The sequence below is a fragment of the Mesorhizobium sp. M0062 genome, assembly GCF_040323125.1.
Taxonomy (GTDB): Bacteria; Pseudomonadota; Alphaproteobacteria; order Rhizobiales; family Rhizobiaceae; genus Mesorhizobium.
This window is the reverse complement of the sequence record NZ_JAMYUO010000023.1, coordinates 84,858-103,259: the sequence shown is the minus strand read 5'-3', so window position 1 is coordinate 103,259 and position 18,402 is coordinate 84,858. Positions and strand designations below refer to the sequence as shown.

At 57.6% G+C, this 18,402-nt stretch carries 18 protein-coding genes and 1 pseudogene; 10 read left to right on the top strand and 9 right to left on the bottom strand.

What is annotated here, in order from left to right; translation table 11 throughout:
* A partial coding sequence (locus NKJ64_RS23550; RefSeq protein WP_352463434.1) for a hypothetical protein occupies positions 1–230 on the top strand: 230 nt, incomplete at its 5' end.
* Between the two features lie 182 nt (positions 231–412).
* Here NKJ64_RS23550 and NKJ64_RS23545 read toward each other — a convergent pair.
* The 8 genes from NKJ64_RS23545 to NKJ64_RS23510 all read right to left on the bottom strand — a co-directional run bounded on the left by NKJ64_RS23545 (position 413) and on the right by NKJ64_RS23510 (position 7,862).
* On the bottom strand, positions 413–964 hold the full coding sequence (locus tag NKJ64_RS23545) for an endonuclease (protein ID WP_352463433.1): 552 nt from the start codon (positions 962–964) through the stop codon (positions 413–415).
* Positions 965–1,312: 348 nt separating this feature from the next.
* Positions 1,313–1,732 (bottom strand): endonuclease/exonuclease/phosphatase family protein, encoded by a 420-nt coding sequence (locus NKJ64_RS23540; protein ID WP_023686018.1) that lies wholly within the window; start codon positions 1,730–1,732, stop codon positions 1,313–1,315.
* The gene (locus NKJ64_RS23535; protein ID WP_084634084.1) at positions 1,702–3,069 is read right to left on the bottom strand and encodes a trypsin-like peptidase domain-containing protein; all 1,368 of its coding nucleotides are present in this window, start codon (positions 3,067–3,069) and stop codon (positions 1,702–1,704) included. Before NKJ64_RS23535 ends, NKJ64_RS23540 begins: the two co-directional genes overlap by 31 nt.
* A 565-nt stretch (positions 3,070–3,634) precedes the next feature.
* On the bottom strand, positions 3,635–4,348 hold the full coding sequence (locus tag NKJ64_RS23530; RefSeq protein ID WP_023686013.1) for a hypothetical protein: 714 nt from the start codon (positions 4,346–4,348) through the stop codon (positions 3,635–3,637).
* 119 nt (positions 4,349–4,467) lie between these two features.
* Positions 4,468–5,742 carry an AfsR/SARP family transcriptional regulator gene (locus tag NKJ64_RS23525; RefSeq protein WP_156939324.1) on the bottom strand — a complete coding sequence of 425 codons (1,275 nt, stop codon included), beginning with the start codon at positions 5,740–5,742 and terminating at the stop codon, positions 4,468–4,470.
* 315 nt (positions 5,743–6,057) lie between these two features.
* Positions 6,058–6,363: a hypothetical protein gene (locus NKJ64_RS23520; protein ID WP_023686011.1), complete on the bottom strand. Its 306-nt coding sequence runs from the start codon at positions 6,361–6,363 to the stop codon at positions 6,058–6,060.
* A 24-nt stretch (positions 6,364–6,387) separates the two neighbouring features.
* Positions 6,388–7,056, bottom strand: a complete 669-nt coding sequence (locus NKJ64_RS23515) for an acyl-homoserine-lactone synthase (RefSeq protein WP_023686010.1) — start codon at positions 7,054–7,056, stop codon at positions 6,388–6,390.
* A gap of 83 nt (positions 7,057–7,139) precedes the next feature.
* Positions 7,140–7,862, bottom strand: coding sequence for a LuxR family transcriptional regulator (locus NKJ64_RS23510; protein WP_023686009.1), 723 nt, complete (start codon positions 7,860–7,862; stop codon positions 7,140–7,142).
* 123 nt (positions 7,863–7,985) lie between these two features.
* Between NKJ64_RS23510 and NKJ64_RS23505 the strand changes: the two genes are divergently transcribed.
* Positions 7,986–8,540 (top strand): hypothetical protein, encoded by a 555-nt coding sequence (locus tag NKJ64_RS23505; RefSeq protein ID WP_245263178.1) that lies wholly within the window; start codon positions 7,986–7,988, stop codon positions 8,538–8,540.
* A gap of 396 nt (positions 8,541–8,936) precedes the next feature.
* Here the strand turns inward: NKJ64_RS23505 and NKJ64_RS23500 are convergent, their stop codons facing one another.
* Positions 8,937–9,152 carry a hypothetical protein gene (locus NKJ64_RS23500; protein ID WP_023686006.1) on the bottom strand — a complete coding sequence of 72 codons (216 nt, stop codon included), beginning with the start codon at positions 9,150–9,152 and terminating at the stop codon, positions 8,937–8,939.
* A 21-nt stretch (positions 9,153–9,173) separates the two neighbouring features.
* Between NKJ64_RS23500 and NKJ64_RS23495 the strand changes: the two are divergent.
* The 8 genes and pseudogenes from NKJ64_RS23495 to NKJ64_RS23460 form a co-directional block, all read left to right on the top strand.
* Positions 9,174–9,446 (top strand): annotated as a pseudogene (locus NKJ64_RS23495) (UvrD-helicase domain-containing protein); the annotation flags it as partial.
* Between the two features lie 131 nt (positions 9,447–9,577).
* Positions 9,578–10,219, top strand: a complete 642-nt coding sequence (locus NKJ64_RS23490; protein ID WP_245263180.1) for a hypothetical protein — start codon at positions 9,578–9,580, stop codon at positions 10,217–10,219.
* 321 nt (positions 10,220–10,540) lie between these two features.
* A complete protein-coding gene (locus NKJ64_RS23485; RefSeq protein WP_352463432.1) occupies positions 10,541–11,731 on the top strand; it encodes a patatin-like phospholipase family protein in 1,191 nt (396 codons plus the stop codon).
* The gene (locus tag NKJ64_RS23480; protein ID WP_352463431.1) at positions 11,712–12,062 is read left to right on the top strand and encodes a hypothetical protein; all 351 of its coding nucleotides are present in this window, start codon (positions 11,712–11,714) and stop codon (positions 12,060–12,062) included. The genes NKJ64_RS23485 and NKJ64_RS23480 overlap by 20 nt, the downstream gene beginning before the upstream one ends.
* A gap of 626 nt (positions 12,063–12,688) precedes the next feature.
* Positions 12,689–13,963 carry a phospholipase D-like domain-containing protein gene (locus tag NKJ64_RS23475; RefSeq protein WP_031204547.1) on the top strand — a complete coding sequence of 425 codons (1,275 nt, stop codon included), beginning with the start codon at positions 12,689–12,691 and terminating at the stop codon, positions 13,961–13,963.
* A gap of 2 nt (positions 13,964–13,965) precedes the next feature.
* Positions 13,966–15,360, top strand: coding sequence for a hypothetical protein (locus NKJ64_RS23470; protein WP_352463430.1), 1,395 nt, complete (start codon positions 13,966–13,968; stop codon positions 15,358–15,360).
* 14 nt (positions 15,361–15,374) lie between these two features.
* Positions 15,375–16,595 (top strand): CHAT domain-containing protein, encoded by a 1,221-nt coding sequence (locus NKJ64_RS23465; protein WP_198031567.1) that lies wholly within the window; start codon positions 15,375–15,377, stop codon positions 16,593–16,595.
* A 6-nt stretch (positions 16,596–16,601) separates the two neighbouring features.
* Complete coding sequence (locus tag NKJ64_RS23460; protein ID WP_352463429.1) at positions 16,602–18,347, top strand: CHAT domain-containing protein; 1,746 nt, start codon at positions 16,602–16,604, stop codon at positions 18,345–18,347.
* Positions 18,348–18,402: the final 55 nt, after the last annotated feature.

Below are 18,402 nucleotides of genomic sequence, written 5' to 3'. Positions count from 1 at the left end.
ATGAAAACTGGATGGAGGCCAACCGATACATCAACATGGACGACCTGCGCGAGCACAAGAAGCTCGCTCTGCGCCAAGCCGCATGGCCAGCATCATGGCTGCCCCATTTTGCAGAACTTGACGCACACAACCCCCATACCCAACACATTGCAGGTCTCAGCCAATGTGGCGAGCATGGCCATTTGCTTCGGCTTGGCTGTTTGGCTTGTCCGCGAAACCGCGTTGTTTGACGCGAGCCGATTGAAACGCGACATTCCCTACGGAAGTTTGAGGTAACTGCCTGTCACGCTTTGATCCACATTTCCCTAACGCGGGACAAGTGTTCGACGCGGACGCCCTTTGAATGTTCGCAGCAAGCGGATTCCTGAGTCAGGGGAAATGAATGCATATACGTGCCGCCGCATTCATCCGTTCAGCGCGCACGCGACAATGTTTGGTTGACACGGACTACCCCAGTTTGCCGCAAACACATGCAGTCGGAAAACGCGAGGTCGGTGCACGTCAGCCGGTCAATACGAGCGCTGCGCTGTCGCCCAGTCCAATCGATCAGCGGATTGCGGTTGCCTTGCATTTCGGAAATAGCTGCGTTGCGATGCAACTCCCATTCGTCTGGCGCTTCGGTCGTATGCCAAGCCAGCAATGTCTTGAACCTCCCGCCATCGTAGCGCCGGCCGATAATGCCCGGATAGCGCAGCATGAAATAGAGCGTCGCGCGCGCGACCGCGCCCTTGCCACCCTTTGGCTCGAATGTCTCCTCTTCAACACGGCCGCAGTCTTGCATCGTCCGTTCAAGTGTGTGCTGCACGAGGGGGCAGTTTGATCGGAAGCTGTTGCAACGTGTTTCCCAGGAGAACAGGTGATGCAGATCGCCGCGCATCGGCTCCTTCTTCTCGAACCAGCTTTGTGGCACCACGTGCTCGCAATTGTACGGGAACCGGCTTCGATCGTCGCCTCCAGCCCGGATGACTCCAACAAACCTCGCTCAAGCAGCGCTTTTTTGGCTTCGAGCCGGTGGCGTTCGACTTCGATGTCCGCTTGAATGAAGATTTCGGGATCGGCTTCGAAGCCGGAGTAGATGCCGCGAAATTTGCCGTTCCGCCTTAGATTGACCAAGGGTAGACGTACTTGGAGGGCTGGTAGTTCAGTGGCCTGGTGTGCGTCTGCGCAAGAAGCTCGATGACAGCCTCCGTGAAGTTTGGCAGTTCTGGCCTGACTCTCCCCCAATAGGCCTCTTTCGCAACCTTGTCCGCAGCGCTGTCGTAGTACGGCCGGTCAATGACATGCGGTGCAACGGAAGACCGAGCTGGCGTCTCTAGCCCTCGCCAAAGACGAGCACGCTCGTTGTCGGTGAGCTGGGAAGCAACCTTGGTATCCACGAGTTGAGGCGTCGATCCACCCGAAAGCCTGACAAGGATCGGCCTGTGGTCCGATATCTCCAGAACCTCTCCATCGTCCGGTCGAGTGCGATGATCATAAAATCGTCGTCGCTTGGCACCAGATTTGGCGATAGGAAAAGGTGGTCGATGAGGGATTTGAAAGGCGCCTTGATATACGTGATTTGATTGTCAGCCGCATCCTTGGCAGTCAGCGGCACCAAGCCGGCACCAAGCAAATCATTCAAGTCCCCCGACTCGAGCGACGCGTTTGCGTCGCCCCCGATCAACCAATCGGTATCGTGGCTCTCGTCATTAGCGAGTTCGGCTACAGCCGCAGCCAGCAGCCGCGACGCCATGCGGCGGCGCAGCTTCCCTCGTCCTTTGCCTTGAGGTGGATTGGGACGAGATTGAAACGTGACGCTGCACCGGCCAGCCTGGTGTTGACCTGAAAGAGAGCCGGAAACCTGTCGAATACTTTGCCATGCACCGCTTCGAGGCCGAGCGAACCGAAATCCCGGCTGGAAACATTAAACCAACGGTGGACTTTCTCGGGCCAGGCTAGCTGCGAGACCTCGACTGTCGCCGAATTCCACATGACAGTCGTGATTTGCAGCTCTGGTGCCGCGTCTTGGCTCGCGAATACTCGCCAGGTTAACACATTGTATTTTTCGGCGAGGTGTCGGGCCAAAGCATCAGTCGCTTCCTGGCTCGATTCAACGAAAACCCAGATGTCGAGATTCATCTCGACGACTATCCGCGCGACGCTGTCGAGCTTCTCCTCCCAGCGCCTGTTGAACCACTCGATATTCCAGAAGCCGATGTCGACGTCCTGATCCTCGCCGGAATATGCACTGACGACCCGCTCCATTCCACCGTTGCCGGAAACAGTCCTGCCAAGTGAGCCGAAGAACCCCATGAGTTCGTCAGCGCCGCGAAACAGCGTCATAAGTTGTCGAGCATTCTTGTCGCCATTTTGAGAATCCTGTTCGATGGCGGTTGCAAGCGCCGAGAATTTGATACCCTCATTCGACTTTTCTTGCGCCGCGTGGTGAAGCGCCACCGGCTCCCCCGAGCTTCCCGCCTCGGTGTCCGATTCGTAACGAACGACACGAGCATCCTGCCAAGTTACTGTGTTGTCCCTGATGGCGACTTCCTTCAGCCGGCCACTCGGGTGCTGAATGATATTTAGCTTGTCCTTGTCGCCAACGCTGAACGTTTGCCGCAACAGCGACATGTGGCTGAAGGTTGTGCCGGGGTCACCGTCCACCGCGACAAACATGGCGTCAAGCCCACCGCTTCCATCCTCGGCTACTACTGGGCTTGTCCAAAACAACTTGTCCGGCCGTAGCCTGACGGTTGACACTTGTCGCACGCTACCGTCGGGAAGTGCGGCGAAGTCAAACAAACCTCGGCTCCGCGCCGCGACGTCGCGGTTGTTGATGACATCATGGTTTGTGCAGAGAATTCCCGGCGCGACAAGAAAGCCCGTGCCACTCCACGAGCCAGAATTGCCCTCGTAGTCGATACCCGAAGCTTCGATCTTGCAGACCGCACATGACCGCGCAGCCCCCTCTTCCAACCAATATGCCGGCCGCAAGTCGTTCCCGAATATTTGCTCAGTTTCTCGAACATCGTGCTCGCCATTTCCGTCAAGCCGTCGAATTTCTTCGGCCGTTTCTGATGGCTGTTTCAATCAGCTTTGGGTCCTGGGCGAGGTTGTCCAACCCCCAGTTCTTGCTTGTGGCCACGCTTTTCGCCGCGGCCACAAGCGGCTGTACCATTTTTTGCTTCCGTGAAATGTTCTCATTGCTGCCCGACATTGTCCCTGCCCTCTGATAGCGGTGAATGGAGATGCTGGCTGCCATCATCGGCGACCAAACGTGGCTCGATTTGCTTGTTCACAACTCGGTGGTTGAGGGGCGTATCCGCCTTCCGCAATCTTCATGAGCGCTTCGAAATGAAACTCGAAATGCATCCAATCCCGATTCAGCAATAGCCCGTGCGAATGAACCCTGTCTCCTCCATCGTGCGAGCGAACTCGCGATTTCACGGTCACCGGCTTTCGTGGTCGCGATGTTCGATTTGCGCTTCGGGGCATCATTTTGAGGTGCCGCCGTCACATTACGGCGACTTGCGTTTTCATTTCGCCCCAAATTGCAATCAGCAAGCGCGTCGCGCCGGCCGTCATGTAGGCGTGAGAACCGCGCTTGCTACCAAAAGCGTCATTCGCCATAGTCCGCTTTTGTGCCGTCCACCCCTCATCCATTCTCCATCGCTCGCTTTCGGCTGGCGTTCATGTAACTGCCGAGCAAATCCGAAATCGCGGTGATCGCACTCGTGCCGCCGGCAAGCAGCCCGGCAGTCAAAAGCACGTCGACTGCCTTGAACGCGGCCAATTGACATCCGCTCGGCATAGGCGCGAACATTGGCGCCAGGACCCGTACGCCGACCAGGCTGACCGCCAACGAAATCAAAAACGACAGCGCCAATCTCTCAAGATCAATCTTGCTCTCGGTAACCGCCAGATCAACATTGACGGTTTCCAATACTTTACCCTGGTTACTGATTTGTTCCCGCGCTCCTGCGAGCAGGTTATCCGGCCCAACTACGATGTCCTTCGCATGGGCCATCGCCGCGGGCTTACTTGACCGGAAAGCTTCCTTGATGACTTCTTCGTGAGTGTTGAGAGCCTTCTCCAAGGCGACGCGCTTGGCGTTAAAATCCTTGCCGGCCACCCTGACCCTTTCCTCTTGCTGCTTGCGCTGCTCTCCAAACCAAATCTCAGTCAGGACGGCCGTTGCTCGTTCCGTGACGGCCGCGATCGCAAGAAAACTGGCAAGGAGGTTCGGGATGACGCTGGTCAGGAGATCGGCTTTGAAACCAACGTTTTGAAAACCGACATTCGTCGCCACCAAAACAGCCACCAATGCGGCTACCGACGCACCCCACTTGCCAAGCAAAAGGCCCTTCATTCACCCCTCCATTTTTCGACATCGCCATCCCACAGCTGGCCGGGTGGCGGGGCGCTGCTGACGGACAAGCGACGTTGCAACGCCCCGGATGACCGGCCGACACCCCAATCGGGCTCGCATCACCAAGCCAAGCTTTGTCGCTGGTACTTGAGAAACTGGCGAAACTTATTCGCGGGGGCGTCATCGCTCCCGAAATTATCCCGCTCCGCTCGCTCTATTTCACCGACAATCGCCCTTGTGATCAGCGTAAGTTGGCGATCAAACGCGCTTGAACTGCCGCCTTCCTTCTCGATAGACCCGGTCCAAAGCAATTGTCCGGAAAGACGCGAAGATGACTCGCTCCGTTGTCGTGGATTGACCATGCTGAGCCAGAAGCCAAGCTGAGTTGTCGTTCGAGGCGCAACGTGGAATGCGTACGCTTCGGCAGCGCTCGAGTGCGAGGGCCAGTTCCCTGTGCCGCACTCCACAATATCAAGAGCCCGATAGTTGGAGAGGGAGAAAACGATCTTCTCGTAGAGAGACGCGTCGACGGTATCCAGCCCGAACCCATTCAGCGCTCGCGTCAGCAGTAGGAGCGGTCGCTCGCCCTTCCTTTTTGTCGCCGAATCTCCACAGGATGACGCCGAAGCGATGTCCGGCCGACCAGACAGGCGCGAGCGTGCCAGCTTGTCCCTTAGTTCTTCGAGTTGCGGTGGCGGAAAGCGCCCTCTCTCACCTCGGTAGGCTTTGAGGCAGCGTGCATAGGTGAGTTCGGGCGTGTTGTTTCCACGGTTGGCTAGCGCATCCTTGAGTTTCTGGGTCCAAGCGGCCTGGTCCGCGGGATCATCATCAAGGAGTCGTTCGGCAATCGCGTCAGCCAACAACATCGGTAAGGTTGCTGTTGCCAAGATACGGCGTAAGGCGTTTAGAACCTGCTTCTTATACCAAGCACGTTCTATTGAAACCCATTCCACCAACTCTTCTTCGAGGCCCCACCCAAACTCAATGCCTTCAAGAAGCTCTTCGCGGTAGGTTTCGAGCAAAAGATTTGCCTTCTCTTCCGCTCGATTCTCGATATGCTTTGTGACCCCAACCAATTTCAAATTTTGCCGCAAACTGACCACGTCAAGAGAAATCTCGGAAAGCGCCAAGGATCGCATGGACCCGGCTGATGGCACGATGTCTACCCCAGCAGTTTGCCGGCGAATACGAACTGACAGTTGCCGGAGCGCAGCCGCGGAAGCTCGTTCCGTGGACTGCGGCCAAAGCATGGACCTGATTTCCTGAACCTGCGCTGTAAAATTTCGGGTGGATGAAAGTAGGGCGATCAGAGCGTATCCCTTTGCCGGGATGCTGATCGAGCGGCCACCTATGCTAGCCGCAGGGCGGCCCATAATTTTTACTTCGACAGCCAAGCAACCTGCCCCACCTAATATTTAATCCGTTGGCCACATTACGCACTGTCGACCAATTTGCAAGAAATGATTACCAACCTTCAAAGTCTGGGTCGGAATAGTCAGCAATCAGCGTTATAGGTACAATTCGTCTGGCCATTCCGACTGTTTCAATAGTAACTTGCATCAACCAATAGCCCATCTCTGGACTGCTCGTCCTGCGCGCGGATTGATAGTGACTTCAGACCGTTTCCACTACGATCGCCACCTGCGGGCGCCATGGATAACTCTGTCGATTCACCAACACTGTTCAGGTGCCGATAGTTCGCTCGTAGACTATTGGCTGTTGTCGCATTTCTTCTCTGGATCTGGCTTCCATTCCGCAGCTTTGAGCAAGGTGCCCTGCTGGCAGATGTCGGCGTCACCACTGACAGTGCCCGTCACGGTCCCGTACGTGCCAGGAATTGGCTTCGGGCTGGCATGCGTAATGTTGTAAAGCTGGTCCTTGTCTTTCAGCACGACACAGCCGCTTTCAACGCCCTTCTCCGCGCATCCTGAGACATTCACCTGCTGGGCTTGAGAACCGAATGTAAGCGCCGCCAACGCCGTGGTTGTGAAGATAGCTAGAGCAAGCTTTTTCATCTCATCCTCCTAAGGTCAGTATTGCTAAGCACATGCGCGCCGTTGGCCTTCAAGTGCCTGGATCCCTTCGATAAACGGTAGCTGGGTTCCGCGTCGGACCAGTAGCGAATAATCGATACCAAGGATCTTGCGGACGCTGGCAAGTGCGGCCTCATTCACCTCGATGTAGGCGACGATGTACCATTCGCCATTTTCTTCCCTGGCCATGCCCAGGGGCTCGGCTCGCCACTTCAGCGCGCCGTGGTGAGGCATGAAGTAGGTTTCCTGGACGCCGCCGACAGCGCCGAGGCCCTCGTCGAGCGCGTATTCCATCACCGCGCAGCACAGCTGTGTCAGCGTGCCTCTCAAGCCGGTTGAACGCTTGCCGGGAACGACGAAGGTGCGCGTCCACTCAGCCCAATCGGAACGTCGGGGAACGCCCGACCTTTCACACATGTGAGGAAAGACCTCCGAGACCATGTGCGGCTCGCTCGTTGGGATCAATCGAGCTGAGGTCACCACACGACCATCTTCGAGACCCAGCAGGTACGTCGCCGCGTCCGTATCGAACTGGTCCAGCTCCCGACCGTCGGGGCTTGGAGGGCGCCAGCGCTTCTGATGCACGAAGAAGTCGTGCCGGCGGCGCAAAAACTCGTCGAACTCGCTTTCATAGAGGTGCTTATTAAGCGCATTGACGACATGAACAGCAATCATCGCGCGATCCCCTATCCTTCCCCAGAAGGATAGTTGCAGCCGCGCTAAAGTACGTCACCTGTCCGATCGGACAGTTGACAGGCCTATGGGTGGATTAGCCGCCTGCGAACCGCCTCAACGACCGCTTGCGTGGTTGTGCCGACGCCAAAGGCGTCACGTGCCTGCGTTGCATGCCATTTAACCGTGCGCTCGGTCATGCCGAGGATTTGGGACGTCTCCGACAAGGTTTTGCCGGCCGCTGCCCACAGGAGCACTTCCTTTTCCCGCTCTGTAAGTACGCTATCAAACTCGCCATCGACGTGCGCCAACGCCTGGATTGACATGCCGGCGTAGACCGCCATCGTTACCAGTTGCACCTGTTGGCGGGGCGACAGACTGCACGCCTTTTGCGAAGAGGCGAAGGACAGCACTGATTGCCAATGATGGACGCTAAGCATCGGCACAGCGAAGCCGCTCCAGATGCCGAACTCCGTCGCCTCGCCTGCAACGCGTCGGGAAGCCTCTGTGTCAGACCATTTTGCCGGCACTTCGGCCCAGAGGAATGGCTTCAAAGTTTTTGCCGAGTAGATGCAGACGCCGTCAACTGCTGCATGCTCTGCCTCGATATAACGTCCGAACCAACCCTCAGGCCAGCCGTTCAGTTCAACCATTGGGGCAAGCTTTTGGCCGCCAAGGGGAACACCGCTCAGGATCAGGTGCTCGAAGCCCAGGTTTCGCACGGTATCGAGAAGATCGCTCAATAGCGGCCCGGTTGCCGTGTGCTTCCGGCAGCGTTCGACAAAGTCGAATACATCTGAATCGATCATCGAATAGACGCCCCAATTCGTATGCCCCGATGCAATTATGCGCCAAATTTGGCAGCTTGTAATATCTTATTAAAAAAGGGTAGTGGTGTTTCAAACTCACCCACTACGTTACATTGCGCCAAAATGACGCTCGAAGAACGCAAATATCCTGGTGAGCTTGCATCCGCACAGCAGGTTCACACCCTGGCGGAAGAATACCGTAGAGCAGCATGCCATCTCCTTCAACTCGGCCGACCCGGCAAGCCGCTTTCCCGAGCGCCGTTCAGAATGGCGGCAATCCATGCGATTGAACTCTATCTGACTGCGCTTTTGCTCCACTTTGGGCTCAATCCCAACCAGATCCGTAGGATGCAGCACGACCTGTCGGCGCGGACGGAACATGCTTTGGAGTCGGGGCTGCGACTTCGCGCCAAAACGGCCAAGCATCTTCAGTCCCTCAGCCAGAACCGAGAATATCTCGTTACCCGTTACGGCCCGGAACTCGCAGCAACCGCCTCGCAGTTAAACCGTCTGACCGCTACCCTCGAAGAGGTGGCGACAAAGGTCACTGTATTGATCACGCTGCCGCCGAGAAGGCCCAAGCAAGCACACTCGGCTATCGACGAGCTTGAAGGCCAGTATCCAGCCACCCTGTTGCAAGAACCGAAACCCAAGGACACGACAAGTGAGCGCCAGTAGCAACGGATCACACTGCAGCGGCAAATGGCATGCCACCGATGGGACACGCCAGCGTGCAATTCAACGTTGCTTTCCACGGTGATTTGAACATCTCAATCTCTCCGTGATAGGTCGGCGTCGGGATCTCTTATTTGCCGAGCGTATCGAGTGTGGCCTTGACAAGATTGCTATCTGGCCGCTTGCGCACCTACCGCCCTGGCTTCTTTGCGCGGTTGTTTTCGGCGGGAAAATGGAAGCTGACCCTGGACCCGAAACTGTCGGGACATTTCCGGCTGGCTCAAGATAGGGAAGTCGAGTTTAGCTGCCTTGACATTGTGGCGATTTCGACCGGCAAGGCCCTCTTGTGGCATACAGTCGAGATACGAGCTCGCGGCAGAGCAGTCACGCTGTCGGGCACTATCGGGTGACGCGGCCGCACAACTGCCCGCAGACCTTCACGCCTTCATCAACACTCATATCTTTGGTCTGATCGATAACGAGAGAGAGTGCTTCCTCGATGTCGACGACAGACTTCGGGAGATCACCGAAGGCAATAGGCAGTATGTTGCCCAGGCCGATCTCGGCAGAGCCATTGCCAGCGTCCCTGGCGCCGCGGCAGGCGCCCTCTCTCACCCGCTTCTCAACCCAAACTTAATGCCTGCGGGGCTCAAAGCATCCCTCCCTGCCTCATTCGCCATGCTAACCGATCCGGCTGTTCGCCACGCTTACAATGAAGCGTTCGTCAGATCTGAATTGCCAAAGTTCCAGACATTCTTCGACGACCTCGACGGGGGTTCGTTTTCCCGCCAGCAGCGCGAGGCCTGCATCCGCCTGGAAGACAACAACCTGCTCGTTGCCTCCGCAGGGTCCGGCAAATCCGCGACGATGGTCGGCAAGGTCGCTGTTCTGGAGAAGAAGCTCTATCGGCCTGACGAGATCCTGCTTCTGGCCTACAACAAGAGCGCAGCCGATGAACTCAAACGAGGGTCATTGAGGCAATCGTCCAAAGCCTCGTCGATAGTGATCCGGAATTCGCCCGACTGTGGAGCGACCTTCTCGTGGTTCATCCCAAGGCCGACATCCCAGTCGAGTTTTTTGACGCCCAGGCCGACTACCGCCGCTATGTGTCGGATAGCCTCAGGAAGGGTAAGGCCACTATCGGCTCCCTGCCGGGCGTGATTGTAAAGTCGCTGCAGGAACAGAAGATCGCCAACTGGCTTTGGCAGCATTCCGTCAGCTTCGCGTATGAGCGGCAGATCGCGGTAGAGGACGATGACGGCACGGTCCGCCATCTACATCCCGATTTCTATTATCCGCAGACCGAAACCGTGCATGAGGATTTCGCGCTCAACGCCGACGGAACGTCGCCCTTTCCGGACTATGCCCTGCACGCCGAGAAAAAACGGCAGGCATATCGCCGCAAGGAGATCGATTTCTTCGAGACGACTTCAGCCCAGGCCAGTAACGAGACGCTGCTTAGTACGCTTGAATCAGAACTGGCGCAGCGCTCCATGCCTTTTCGAGCGCAAGACCTACGCCGAAATCACCAAGGCACTCGACCCCGTCGTGATCAAGCACTACCACCAGCTGATATCCACCTGCCTGAAGTTTATCGAGTTTTAAATGGTAGTTGCAAGTTTCAACAACACCCAACCAAAACCGTAGCGGCCATTGAATCACCGAAATTGGGCGGAGGCTGACTGGTACCTGAAACTGTGCAAGTTAGCTCCTTGCCAGAGTTTCAGTTGATCGATTTCTTGCAGACAACGCGCGCCGTGACGGTCAGATTGTCGGCCACCGCATGATAGAACATGATCGGTGTATCCTTGACTGTTAGCAGGCAAGTTCACGTTAGTAACATTCCTTGAAATTCCTTCCGACTGAATATTCACGTCTTCATCGCTGGTTTCGCCATCGCTTTTTCTTAGCAGACGTGGAATTCTCCCTACATCGCAAGGGATTGCTCGCTCCGCCAAAATCATTCCGACTGGTGGCCGTCTTCGCGATTTGGAGGATCCTCAATGTCCGACGAGACGCAGCACGATCCAGAACAGGCGCCCTTCGAAGTTACCGACGTCTTGGGAGGTCCGAAGCTCGAAGACGGCATCGGACTGTGTCTATCGGGCGGCGGTTTTCGCGCAATGCTGTTTCACCTTGGAAGCCTGATCCGATTGAACGAAGTCGGCTTGTTACCCGCCATCAACCGGATATCGAGCGTTTCGGGCGGATCGCTCGCCGCAGGCATCCTGGCTGCGGGTTGGTCAGAGTTGGGTTTTGCTAATGGCGTCGCCACTAACTTCAACGCGAAGGTTTCGGAGCCCCTACTCCGGCTCGCCAGGAAGCATGTCGACGTGCCGGCGATCCTGTTGGGCTTCATTCCGTTCGTGCACGCCGCCAACGTGGCCGCAGGCGCCTATGAGCGGACAGTGTTTCATTCGAAGACGCTGAGGGACCTTCCCGATCACCCCCAATTCGTCTTCACCTCCACGAGCCTGCAGACCGGCGTGCTGTGGCGTTTCGCTAAGGAATACGCGGCGGAATGGCGGGTCGGAAAATGGACTGAGCCCAATCTGAAGCTGACTCTTGCCGTGGCAGCCTCGGCCGGTTTTCCTCCGTTGCTTTCGCCCACGAGGATCAAGCCCCCCAAGTCCAGTATCAAATCGTGGGGCGAACCTTCAACGTTGACGGCGTCGGCCTTCACCAAACGACTGTTCCTGACCGACGGGGGTGTATACGACAATCTCGGTCTCGAACCGATTTGGAAACGTTATCGGACGCTCTTAGTCAGCGATGGCGGAGCGGCTACGCAACCGATCGCCCGACCGTTCACGAACTGGTACTCACAATTTCGCAGGGTGCTAGATGTCTCGCTTCAACAAGGTATCAACACCCGGGTTCGCATCTTGCATGGTCTTGAAAAATCGCAGGCCAGAACGGTGGCCTATTGGGGGATCGGCAAGACGGTAGACAGCTATGGCAAGGGCAATCCGCTGGAGTTTACGCCGCAGATGACCGCTGAAGCGGCCAGGGTACCGACGAGATTGACGAAGTTTCCGAGGGAGACACGGCAACTGCTGGTCCGTGCTGGGTACGCGCACACCGCAGCAGCGCTCGCGGCCAGCCGGATTCAGATTCCCAATCCTCTCGCCACGAAATTCGATCGGCTACAAAACCTCGCTAACCGCACAATCGATGTCAATCGTCAAGCATAAAACCGATTACGAAGACTGGATGCGGACGGCGGCCGAAATCCCTTACGCATCGGACGTCCTGAGGCTCGCGGTCAGCGTGCGTCTAGCCGACTTCCGCATCCAAGACCACGAAGCCGCAACCGCGATTTTCGAGGGCTACCGTGCGGGACTGCTAGATCCTGGTCCGACGCTGCTCGACGAGAGGGAGATGTGGATGCGGGACTATGTCATGGTCAGCGACCAGGAGCGAAAGTCGTTCTGGGAAGAGATCGACAGGCGTCCCGACGCAGAACCTTCGGAGGATGCGGGGTCGGCGCTGCTCGCAGGTTTTCCCGTTGGTTCTTCGATCTAGCGTTACGCACGCATCACCAAGGGCGGAGGTAGCCTAGGCCGACCACGCTTCGTCGCCGTGGCGAGATGGCGCGGGGGACGCATCGCTCGCGAAGCCAAGGCGCTTCTTCCATCCGGATGGGATTTGGCAGTGGGGAACGCCGGCAGAACGAACAGGTTCGACGACATCGTTAACGCCCCTACGCGCGCGCCGGATCCCTTTCTGCACACGGCACACGGATTCATAGTCAGGCGGATCGCCCCCGACACACGCAAGATCGAACGCGGCTCAGACTTCGCCCGCAGGCTCGACACGAAGCTCCTAAGTGCCATGGGTTCGGAGATCGGTTCGATTCACGCTTCGACGCCACGTCTCGTCGAAGCCATCCTCGACGATCTCGAACGCAGGGACGCAGATTGGCTACAGGCCGCGAAGGTCGCGGCTTCGGTCGTTGAAGCGGACTTCGCGAATGGAAGGCGCCGGCCGGCAGTGGCAAATCGACAAAGGGGGATTGATCTTCGCGGGAACAAGCATAGAATGCCTTTCTATTTAGAATGGCATATGATTATTTTTCCACGTCCAGTATGTTCTGGGACGGTGTTTTGCTCAATTGTTCGGTCATGCGGGTGTCGCGAAGGGCAGCGATCATGAACGGCCAAATTCAAGGGGGGGATATGGTTCAGGTCGATTTCGCACGCTTGAAGAAGGTCGCTGATCAGGTCGACGCACTTCAGCAAGGCCAGTTGCTAGGGAAATTCCAGCCGACCCGCATTCCAAAGATCGATTTTCCAATCACCCCCCTCAGCGTCTCGTCATTCGAGGCGGGCGTGAGCCCCGATTGCACGTACCGATTGATCTCTGCGGCGCTAGAAGAGGCCAAGCATACGTTGCTTGTATACGTCTATGAGATTCATGCCGACTACATGGTCGAGCTCGTCAAGAAGGCACACGAAAAGGGTGCCAAAATTCGTCTCATGTACGACCGCGGGGGCACCCATCCCGAAGAACGCGAGGTGCTTGATGCGCTCGAGGACGACGGCTTCGAGGTCAGGCCGGCGCCGTCGAGCGGCGGGCGTGGTGTCTTTACGGTCTGCCACCAAAAATTCGTCGTGATCGACGGCAAGACCGTTGTCGTCGAGAGCGCGAACTGGGCCAAAACTTCGATACCACTCATTGAGCAGGGGGACCCTTTCAAGAAGGGAAATCGCGAATGGATGCTCCGCATGGACGACGCGGAAATTTCCAAGTTCTTTACCTCCGTGTTCGACGCCGACTGGAACATCCCCGATCTTGGTGGGCCCGGCGCACTAGTATCGGTCGACGAGGACGACATTGTCGAGGCGCTAATGGTGCCCGCAGAGCTTGTTTCCTATCCGCAGAAAGTTTTCGAGATCGACAAGTTCGACGGCTCCGTAGACGTCATGCCGATATTTTCCCCCGATAACTACTTCGATGTGATCTCGGATCGCCTGGAGAAGGCCGAAGAAAGCATCATTCTGCAACAACAATACATCCTGGCGGGCGACAAGGTCGACGATCTGCTCCAAATCGTGGCGGAGCGCCGCGACAAAGGAGTCGACGTGCGGATAATGGCGAGCGCCACGTTCCCGAAGAACTGGAATCTTACCGTGGAGACCTTGGACGCGGTCGGGCTCAAGGACTGTCTGAAGGCGCTGAACCTCAAATTCTTTACACACCTCCACAACAAGGGGGTCATAGTCGACCGCACACATGTGGCGGTCTCCTCGACAAATTGGAGCGCCAATTCGATTACGAAGGCGCGTGAGGCGGGCGTACTCCTGACGTCAAAGCACCTAGCCGGCTACTACGCCAAGGTCTTCGACGAGGATTGGGACGAAGGCATCGCTGCGGACGACGTCAAGAAGAAGCTGCTAGAGGTGAGCGGCGGGGAGATCGTCTGAACATGGACCTTCTGCGCCTGAGAAGGCGGGAGCTCGAGCGGCGAACAAAGGAACTGCCGGCGGAAGTCGCGGAGTGGAAGACTCTCGCCGAGACCGATCTCGATTCGAACTTGCACTGGAGCCAGATGGAGGCGATCGCCGATTTGATTGCCGCCTTTAGCAGCAGGTACGACACGCTGCTCGGCAACCTACCATCTGAAAACGACCAGTCCTTATACGAATCCGGTCTGTACGACATTTTGATGGCGATTGGGTCGGCGCAACGGGCCTGGGATTTCTTCCGCAGGAAGTTCGACCAGCGCAGGTCCGACCGCTTCCGCAAGCGTCTGCGGGCGGCCGACATAATCGCGATCGACTGCTATGACGCCGCGATCGGGGCTGCGAAGGCCAAGGGATGGATCGCCGCGGAAGACGTGAGAGAGCCGCCCCTCACCTACCTCAGTCCAGAACTTTCTGCGATGACCTGGGCTCGCGGTACCCGTCCGAATGACGGGCAAAGCGAGGAACTCGCAGGCAGTACCCTTCCGATTCCCGTGGTGGAAGTGCCTTATGACCAGACGGCAAACGTGTGGGAATTCCTCTCTATCTGTCACGAGGTCGGCCACGAGATCGATGCCGATCTGAAACTGCTCTCGGCGATCAAGACGAATCTTTCCAAGGCGTTCGAAGGCACCGCGTTGCCGCAGCCTCGCCAGAGGCGTTGGCTGGGGTGGGCCTCGGAGATATTTCCTGATCTGCTCGCGCTGCATTTTTCGGGTCCCGCCTTCGCGTACATGCTGCGCAATATACTGATCCTTCCTCCTAACCAGGTGATGCAGATCATCCCGGGTGACGCACACCCAAACCATTATATCCGAGTAATGCTGTGCACCCAATACATCAGGACTATGGGCGCGGCCTCGCCGGACGCGACCTTCCGCAGCGCACTCGAACAGCATGCCGACGCGCTGGAAGCCGATTGGAAGCCGCTGTATGAAGATTCCGCGGCCCTGAACGACTACCTGGCCGACATCCCGCTGGTCATCGCTGGAGTGATGGATTCGGCGATACCCGCCATGGAGGGCGCGACGTTGCGTTCCCTGGTGGAGTACTCGAAGGAGCACGAGGACGCGATCACGAAGGGCGCCACCTCGCTAAGGCAACTCAACTCCCAGTTCGGCATCGCCCCCCGCCACGCCGTTTCGGTGGTGAGGATCGCAATCAACGACGCGATCGTGAACAACTCCCTGGACAAGGAAATAGATGCCCTCTCGACCAACGCTATCCAGCTTCTCGAGCACAATGCTCCCAAGGGCAAACGCAGCATAAATGATCCCCTCGCCTCTTCCCCCTCAGCACGCAAATCCAGGATTGATCGTTTCGTGTCGCAAGAGTTGAGTAGGTCGCTGCAACAATAGAAAGGATGACCAACATGGACCTGATCGTCCGCTTCACTCGCGAAAGCAGCCTGCCAAACGCGAGAGGCTCCTCCATATCTCCCGAGCAGGTTTTTGGCTCGGAAGAAGCCTATTTTGTCGCATGGGCCGCCTCAGAGGAGGAGATGTCCGCCCTGCCGGCATCGGAAGGAATGTTTGTCAGCCTGCCGCCGTGGTCGAGCGATCCGTCGTCGGGGCTGGCCTCAGACTGGCTGTGGGGATTGGTGCCACCGGAGGCCCAGCAAAAGGTCGCGATGGCGAATGAGCCGGTCCAACTCATGATCCAGAGTGGTAACGTGGGTGTCGACCTCCTACCTTGGGAATCGCTTCTGCGCTTGAATCTGAACCCGGTGGGATTCTCGGTCGCTCGTCTAGTGCCGTCGTCGCTCAGACCACCGCCGCTCACGGTCGTGCCGCCGCTCCGCATGCTGCTTGTTTCGTCTAATGCGCACGACGATATCGCCTTCAATGAGCGCGACAGGTCCATTCTGCGGGAATCTGCGGATTCGCAATTCTACGACGTGAGGGAAGCCAGGCGTGCGACCGGAACGAGCGTGATGGAAGTCGTGCAAGAATTCGATCCGCATATCATTCACTTCATGGGTCACGGAGGCATCGTGGGCGGCGAAGGCGCCGTAGTTCTCCGTGACGAGACAACCGGGCTGACGAACTGGATCCGCGCCTCGCAGGTCTCCCGCGGTCTGCCGGTATCGACCAGGCTGCTGTGCATCAGCACCGGTTTTTCGCAGCGCAACTACGACATATCCGGCCTAGTTGGCTTTGCGCATGCACCGCAGTCCGTTCGCCTGCCCACCAGCATCGTCAACCGGTCGGACGTCGACGAGAGCGGTGTCGCTGCGTTCTGGGGCGAATTCTATTCCGAGTTGATAGCCGAACGTGGAAACGTTCTCAGGGCATACAACACCGCCGTCGCCCGGCTTGCGCGCGCTGGGACGTTGACCCCAACAGAGAGTTTCTCGCTGGTGATTCGCGAGGACGGATACAGACCCCTGAGACTCGGAAGTACGATCGACCCGATGCAGCATGCGGCCGAGGTTCAGGCCCAGCTGGCTGCCAGGCTGGCGACCGACTTGCAGGAAAAATTGAAAACGTTCGGGGATACCGAGATGGGGAAGGCTTTGGGGGAAAGCTATGACGAAGAGCGGTCGCGCTTCTCCGACTTATCCTCGACTGCCGAGAGCTTTAAATCGGAGTGACTACAGATGCCGTATGACGAGTTCAGGCTGCAGATAACGCCAGGCATCGACGGACAGTTGGCGCTTCAGATACTCGAAACACCCATAGCCGCATCCGCTGGACCGAAGGGGCGGCCCGAAGCTGTGTTCGCGGCAGCGGACCTGGCAGCGATCCGCGACAAGGCAAACTTCGGCAATGGGGGCAATTTGGGGGAAATGCAACGTATCGGTGAAGCGGTCTACAAATCCGTCACCAATCCTGCCGTGCAGGCAGCTCTCGACGCAGCGCTTCAGATATCTTCCGACAACAATCGGACCCTTCGCATCGTATTTTCCACTCTTTCGCTAGACGGACCGCAGCAGGGCGTTCGCCTGTCCGAAATTCCCTTCGAGACCATCTACACACCCGGAAGCGGGTTCTACGCATCAGCCATGCGGACGCCTGTAAGCAGGACCCTCGTTGCCAAGCCGGACCGAAAGACCGTTCCGCTCTCACCGCCACTGCGCATCTTGGTGGTTGCGGCAAGCCCACAAGGGTGGCCGCCGGCCGACGTCGCGAAAGAAACTGCAACCGTCAGGGAGGCGTTGAAGGAACTGGACGCGAACCGCCTTGTGTCGATCGATCAGTGTACCCCACCGACGCGTGGCGAATTGAACAAGCGGCTGTTGAGTGGCGGCTACCACGTCCTGCACTTTGCAGGGCACGGGGGCGTCGGGCAGATTGGCGGTGATCCTACGCCGCGTGCGTTTCTTTGCCTCCAGGCGGAGGATGGAGGCCTGGATCCTCTCGACGCATTCACGTTCGACTCGATGTTAAAGAATTGCCCTTCTGTAAATCTTGTCGTCATCACCGGATGTTCGACAGCGGCGCTTCCGCCTCCGATTGCAGGAGCTCCGTATGCAACCACGGCATTCAACGGAATAGCGCAGCGGTTGGTCAGCCCGGGAAGTCTCTCGAATGTGTCGGCGGTCGTCGCGATGCAGTTCGATTTGGAATCGGCGGCGGCAGTATCTTTCAGCGGCAGATTTTACGGGGCGCTGCTCAATCCCGGTACCACTATCGACGAGGCTGTCACTGAAGCCCGATCGCAGATCGCCGCAACGACGTCGATAGGATCTCCTGGGTGGGCGAACCCGGTCCTTTACTGGCGTTGCAATGACGGTCGTCCTTTCGAGGTGCGAACCTATCAAGACGAAACACTTTCGCCGGACGATGAGAAGAAGATCATGGCGCTCAAAATCCAGGTGGAGGCCTATCTGAGCAGCCTGCAGGATCTCAGGATGCAGCCCGCGGCGGTACAGGCAGTCGCCTCGGACTTTCGGCAGTCGATCGTCGCGAAGATTGACGGCTTCCTGGCGCAGATCAGCGACGTTATGGGGAATGCGATAAGGTTGAAGGGCGGTCGGCCGGACGCGAACGACGAAATTGGGTTTGGTCTTTCCGCGAGGCTCAGCGCCGCAGCGCGAATCGATAAGGTGCGGGCAAAGATCAGCTTCGAGGAGGAGGCCTTCGACTTCACATCTGCGGCAAAGGGTGACAATGTGTCAAAGGCGCCGCTCTCCAACGCTGCGGCTGGCGTGCTGGAGATATTGATCGAGAACGTATCGGCCGGCGCCATATGGCCGGCGGGTGAGTACGAGATTGCGCGGTTCCGCATGAAGGTCAAGGACCGCACTCAGAGTGCCCGCGTCCTGACGGTCTTCGAATTGGATATCGAAGCAGACCCTGTTCGTTTCTATTCTAGCCTTGATGGGTATGCCTTTCTGACGTGAGCCGATTGAGCCGGCCGATGGCGCACCGCGGCTAACCGCTTGCCGAGGACGACAA

Bases quoted from the DNA above. Each gene is read 5' to 3' on its own strand.
- NKJ64_RS23510 (WP_023686009.1), bottom strand. From the start codon at position 7,862: ATGATCGATTCAGATGTATTCGACTTTGTCGAACGCTGCCGGAAGCAC.
- NKJ64_RS23540 (WP_023686018.1), bottom strand. From the start codon at position 1,732: ATGGCGTCGCGGCTGCTGGCTGCGGCTGTAGCCGAACTCGCTAATGAC.
- NKJ64_RS23460 (WP_352463429.1), top strand. From the start codon at position 16,602: ATGCCGTATGACGAGTTCAGGCTGCAGATAACGCCAGGCATCGACGGA.
- NKJ64_RS23505 (WP_245263178.1), top strand. From the start codon at position 7,986: ATGACGCTCGAAGAACGCAAATATCCTGGTGAGCTTGCATCCGCACAG.
- NKJ64_RS23485 (WP_352463432.1), top strand. From the start codon at position 10,541: ATGTCCGACGAGACGCAGCACGATCCAGAACAGGCGCCCTTCGAAGTT.
- NKJ64_RS23480 (WP_352463431.1), top strand. From the start codon at position 11,712: ATGTCAATCGTCAAGCATAAAACCGATTACGAAGACTGGATGCGGACG.
- NKJ64_RS23515 (WP_023686010.1), bottom strand. From the start codon at position 7,056: ATGATTGCTGTTCATGTCGTCAATGCGCTTAATAAGCACCTCTATGAA.
- NKJ64_RS23470 (WP_352463430.1), top strand. From the start codon at position 13,966: ATGGACCTTCTGCGCCTGAGAAGGCGGGAGCTCGAGCGGCGAACAAAG.
- NKJ64_RS23530 (WP_023686013.1), bottom strand. From the start codon at position 4,348: ATGAAGGGCCTTTTGCTTGGCAAGTGGGGTGCGTCGGTAGCCGCATTG.
- NKJ64_RS23475 (WP_031204547.1), top strand. From the start codon at position 12,689: ATGAACGGCCAAATTCAAGGGGGGGATATGGTTCAGGTCGATTTCGCA.
- NKJ64_RS23520 (WP_023686011.1), bottom strand. From the start codon at position 6,363: ATGAAAAAGCTTGCTCTAGCTATCTTCACAACCACGGCGTTGGCGGCG.
- NKJ64_RS23465 (WP_198031567.1), top strand. From the start codon at position 15,375: ATGGACCTGATCGTCCGCTTCACTCGCGAAAGCAGCCTGCCAAACGCG.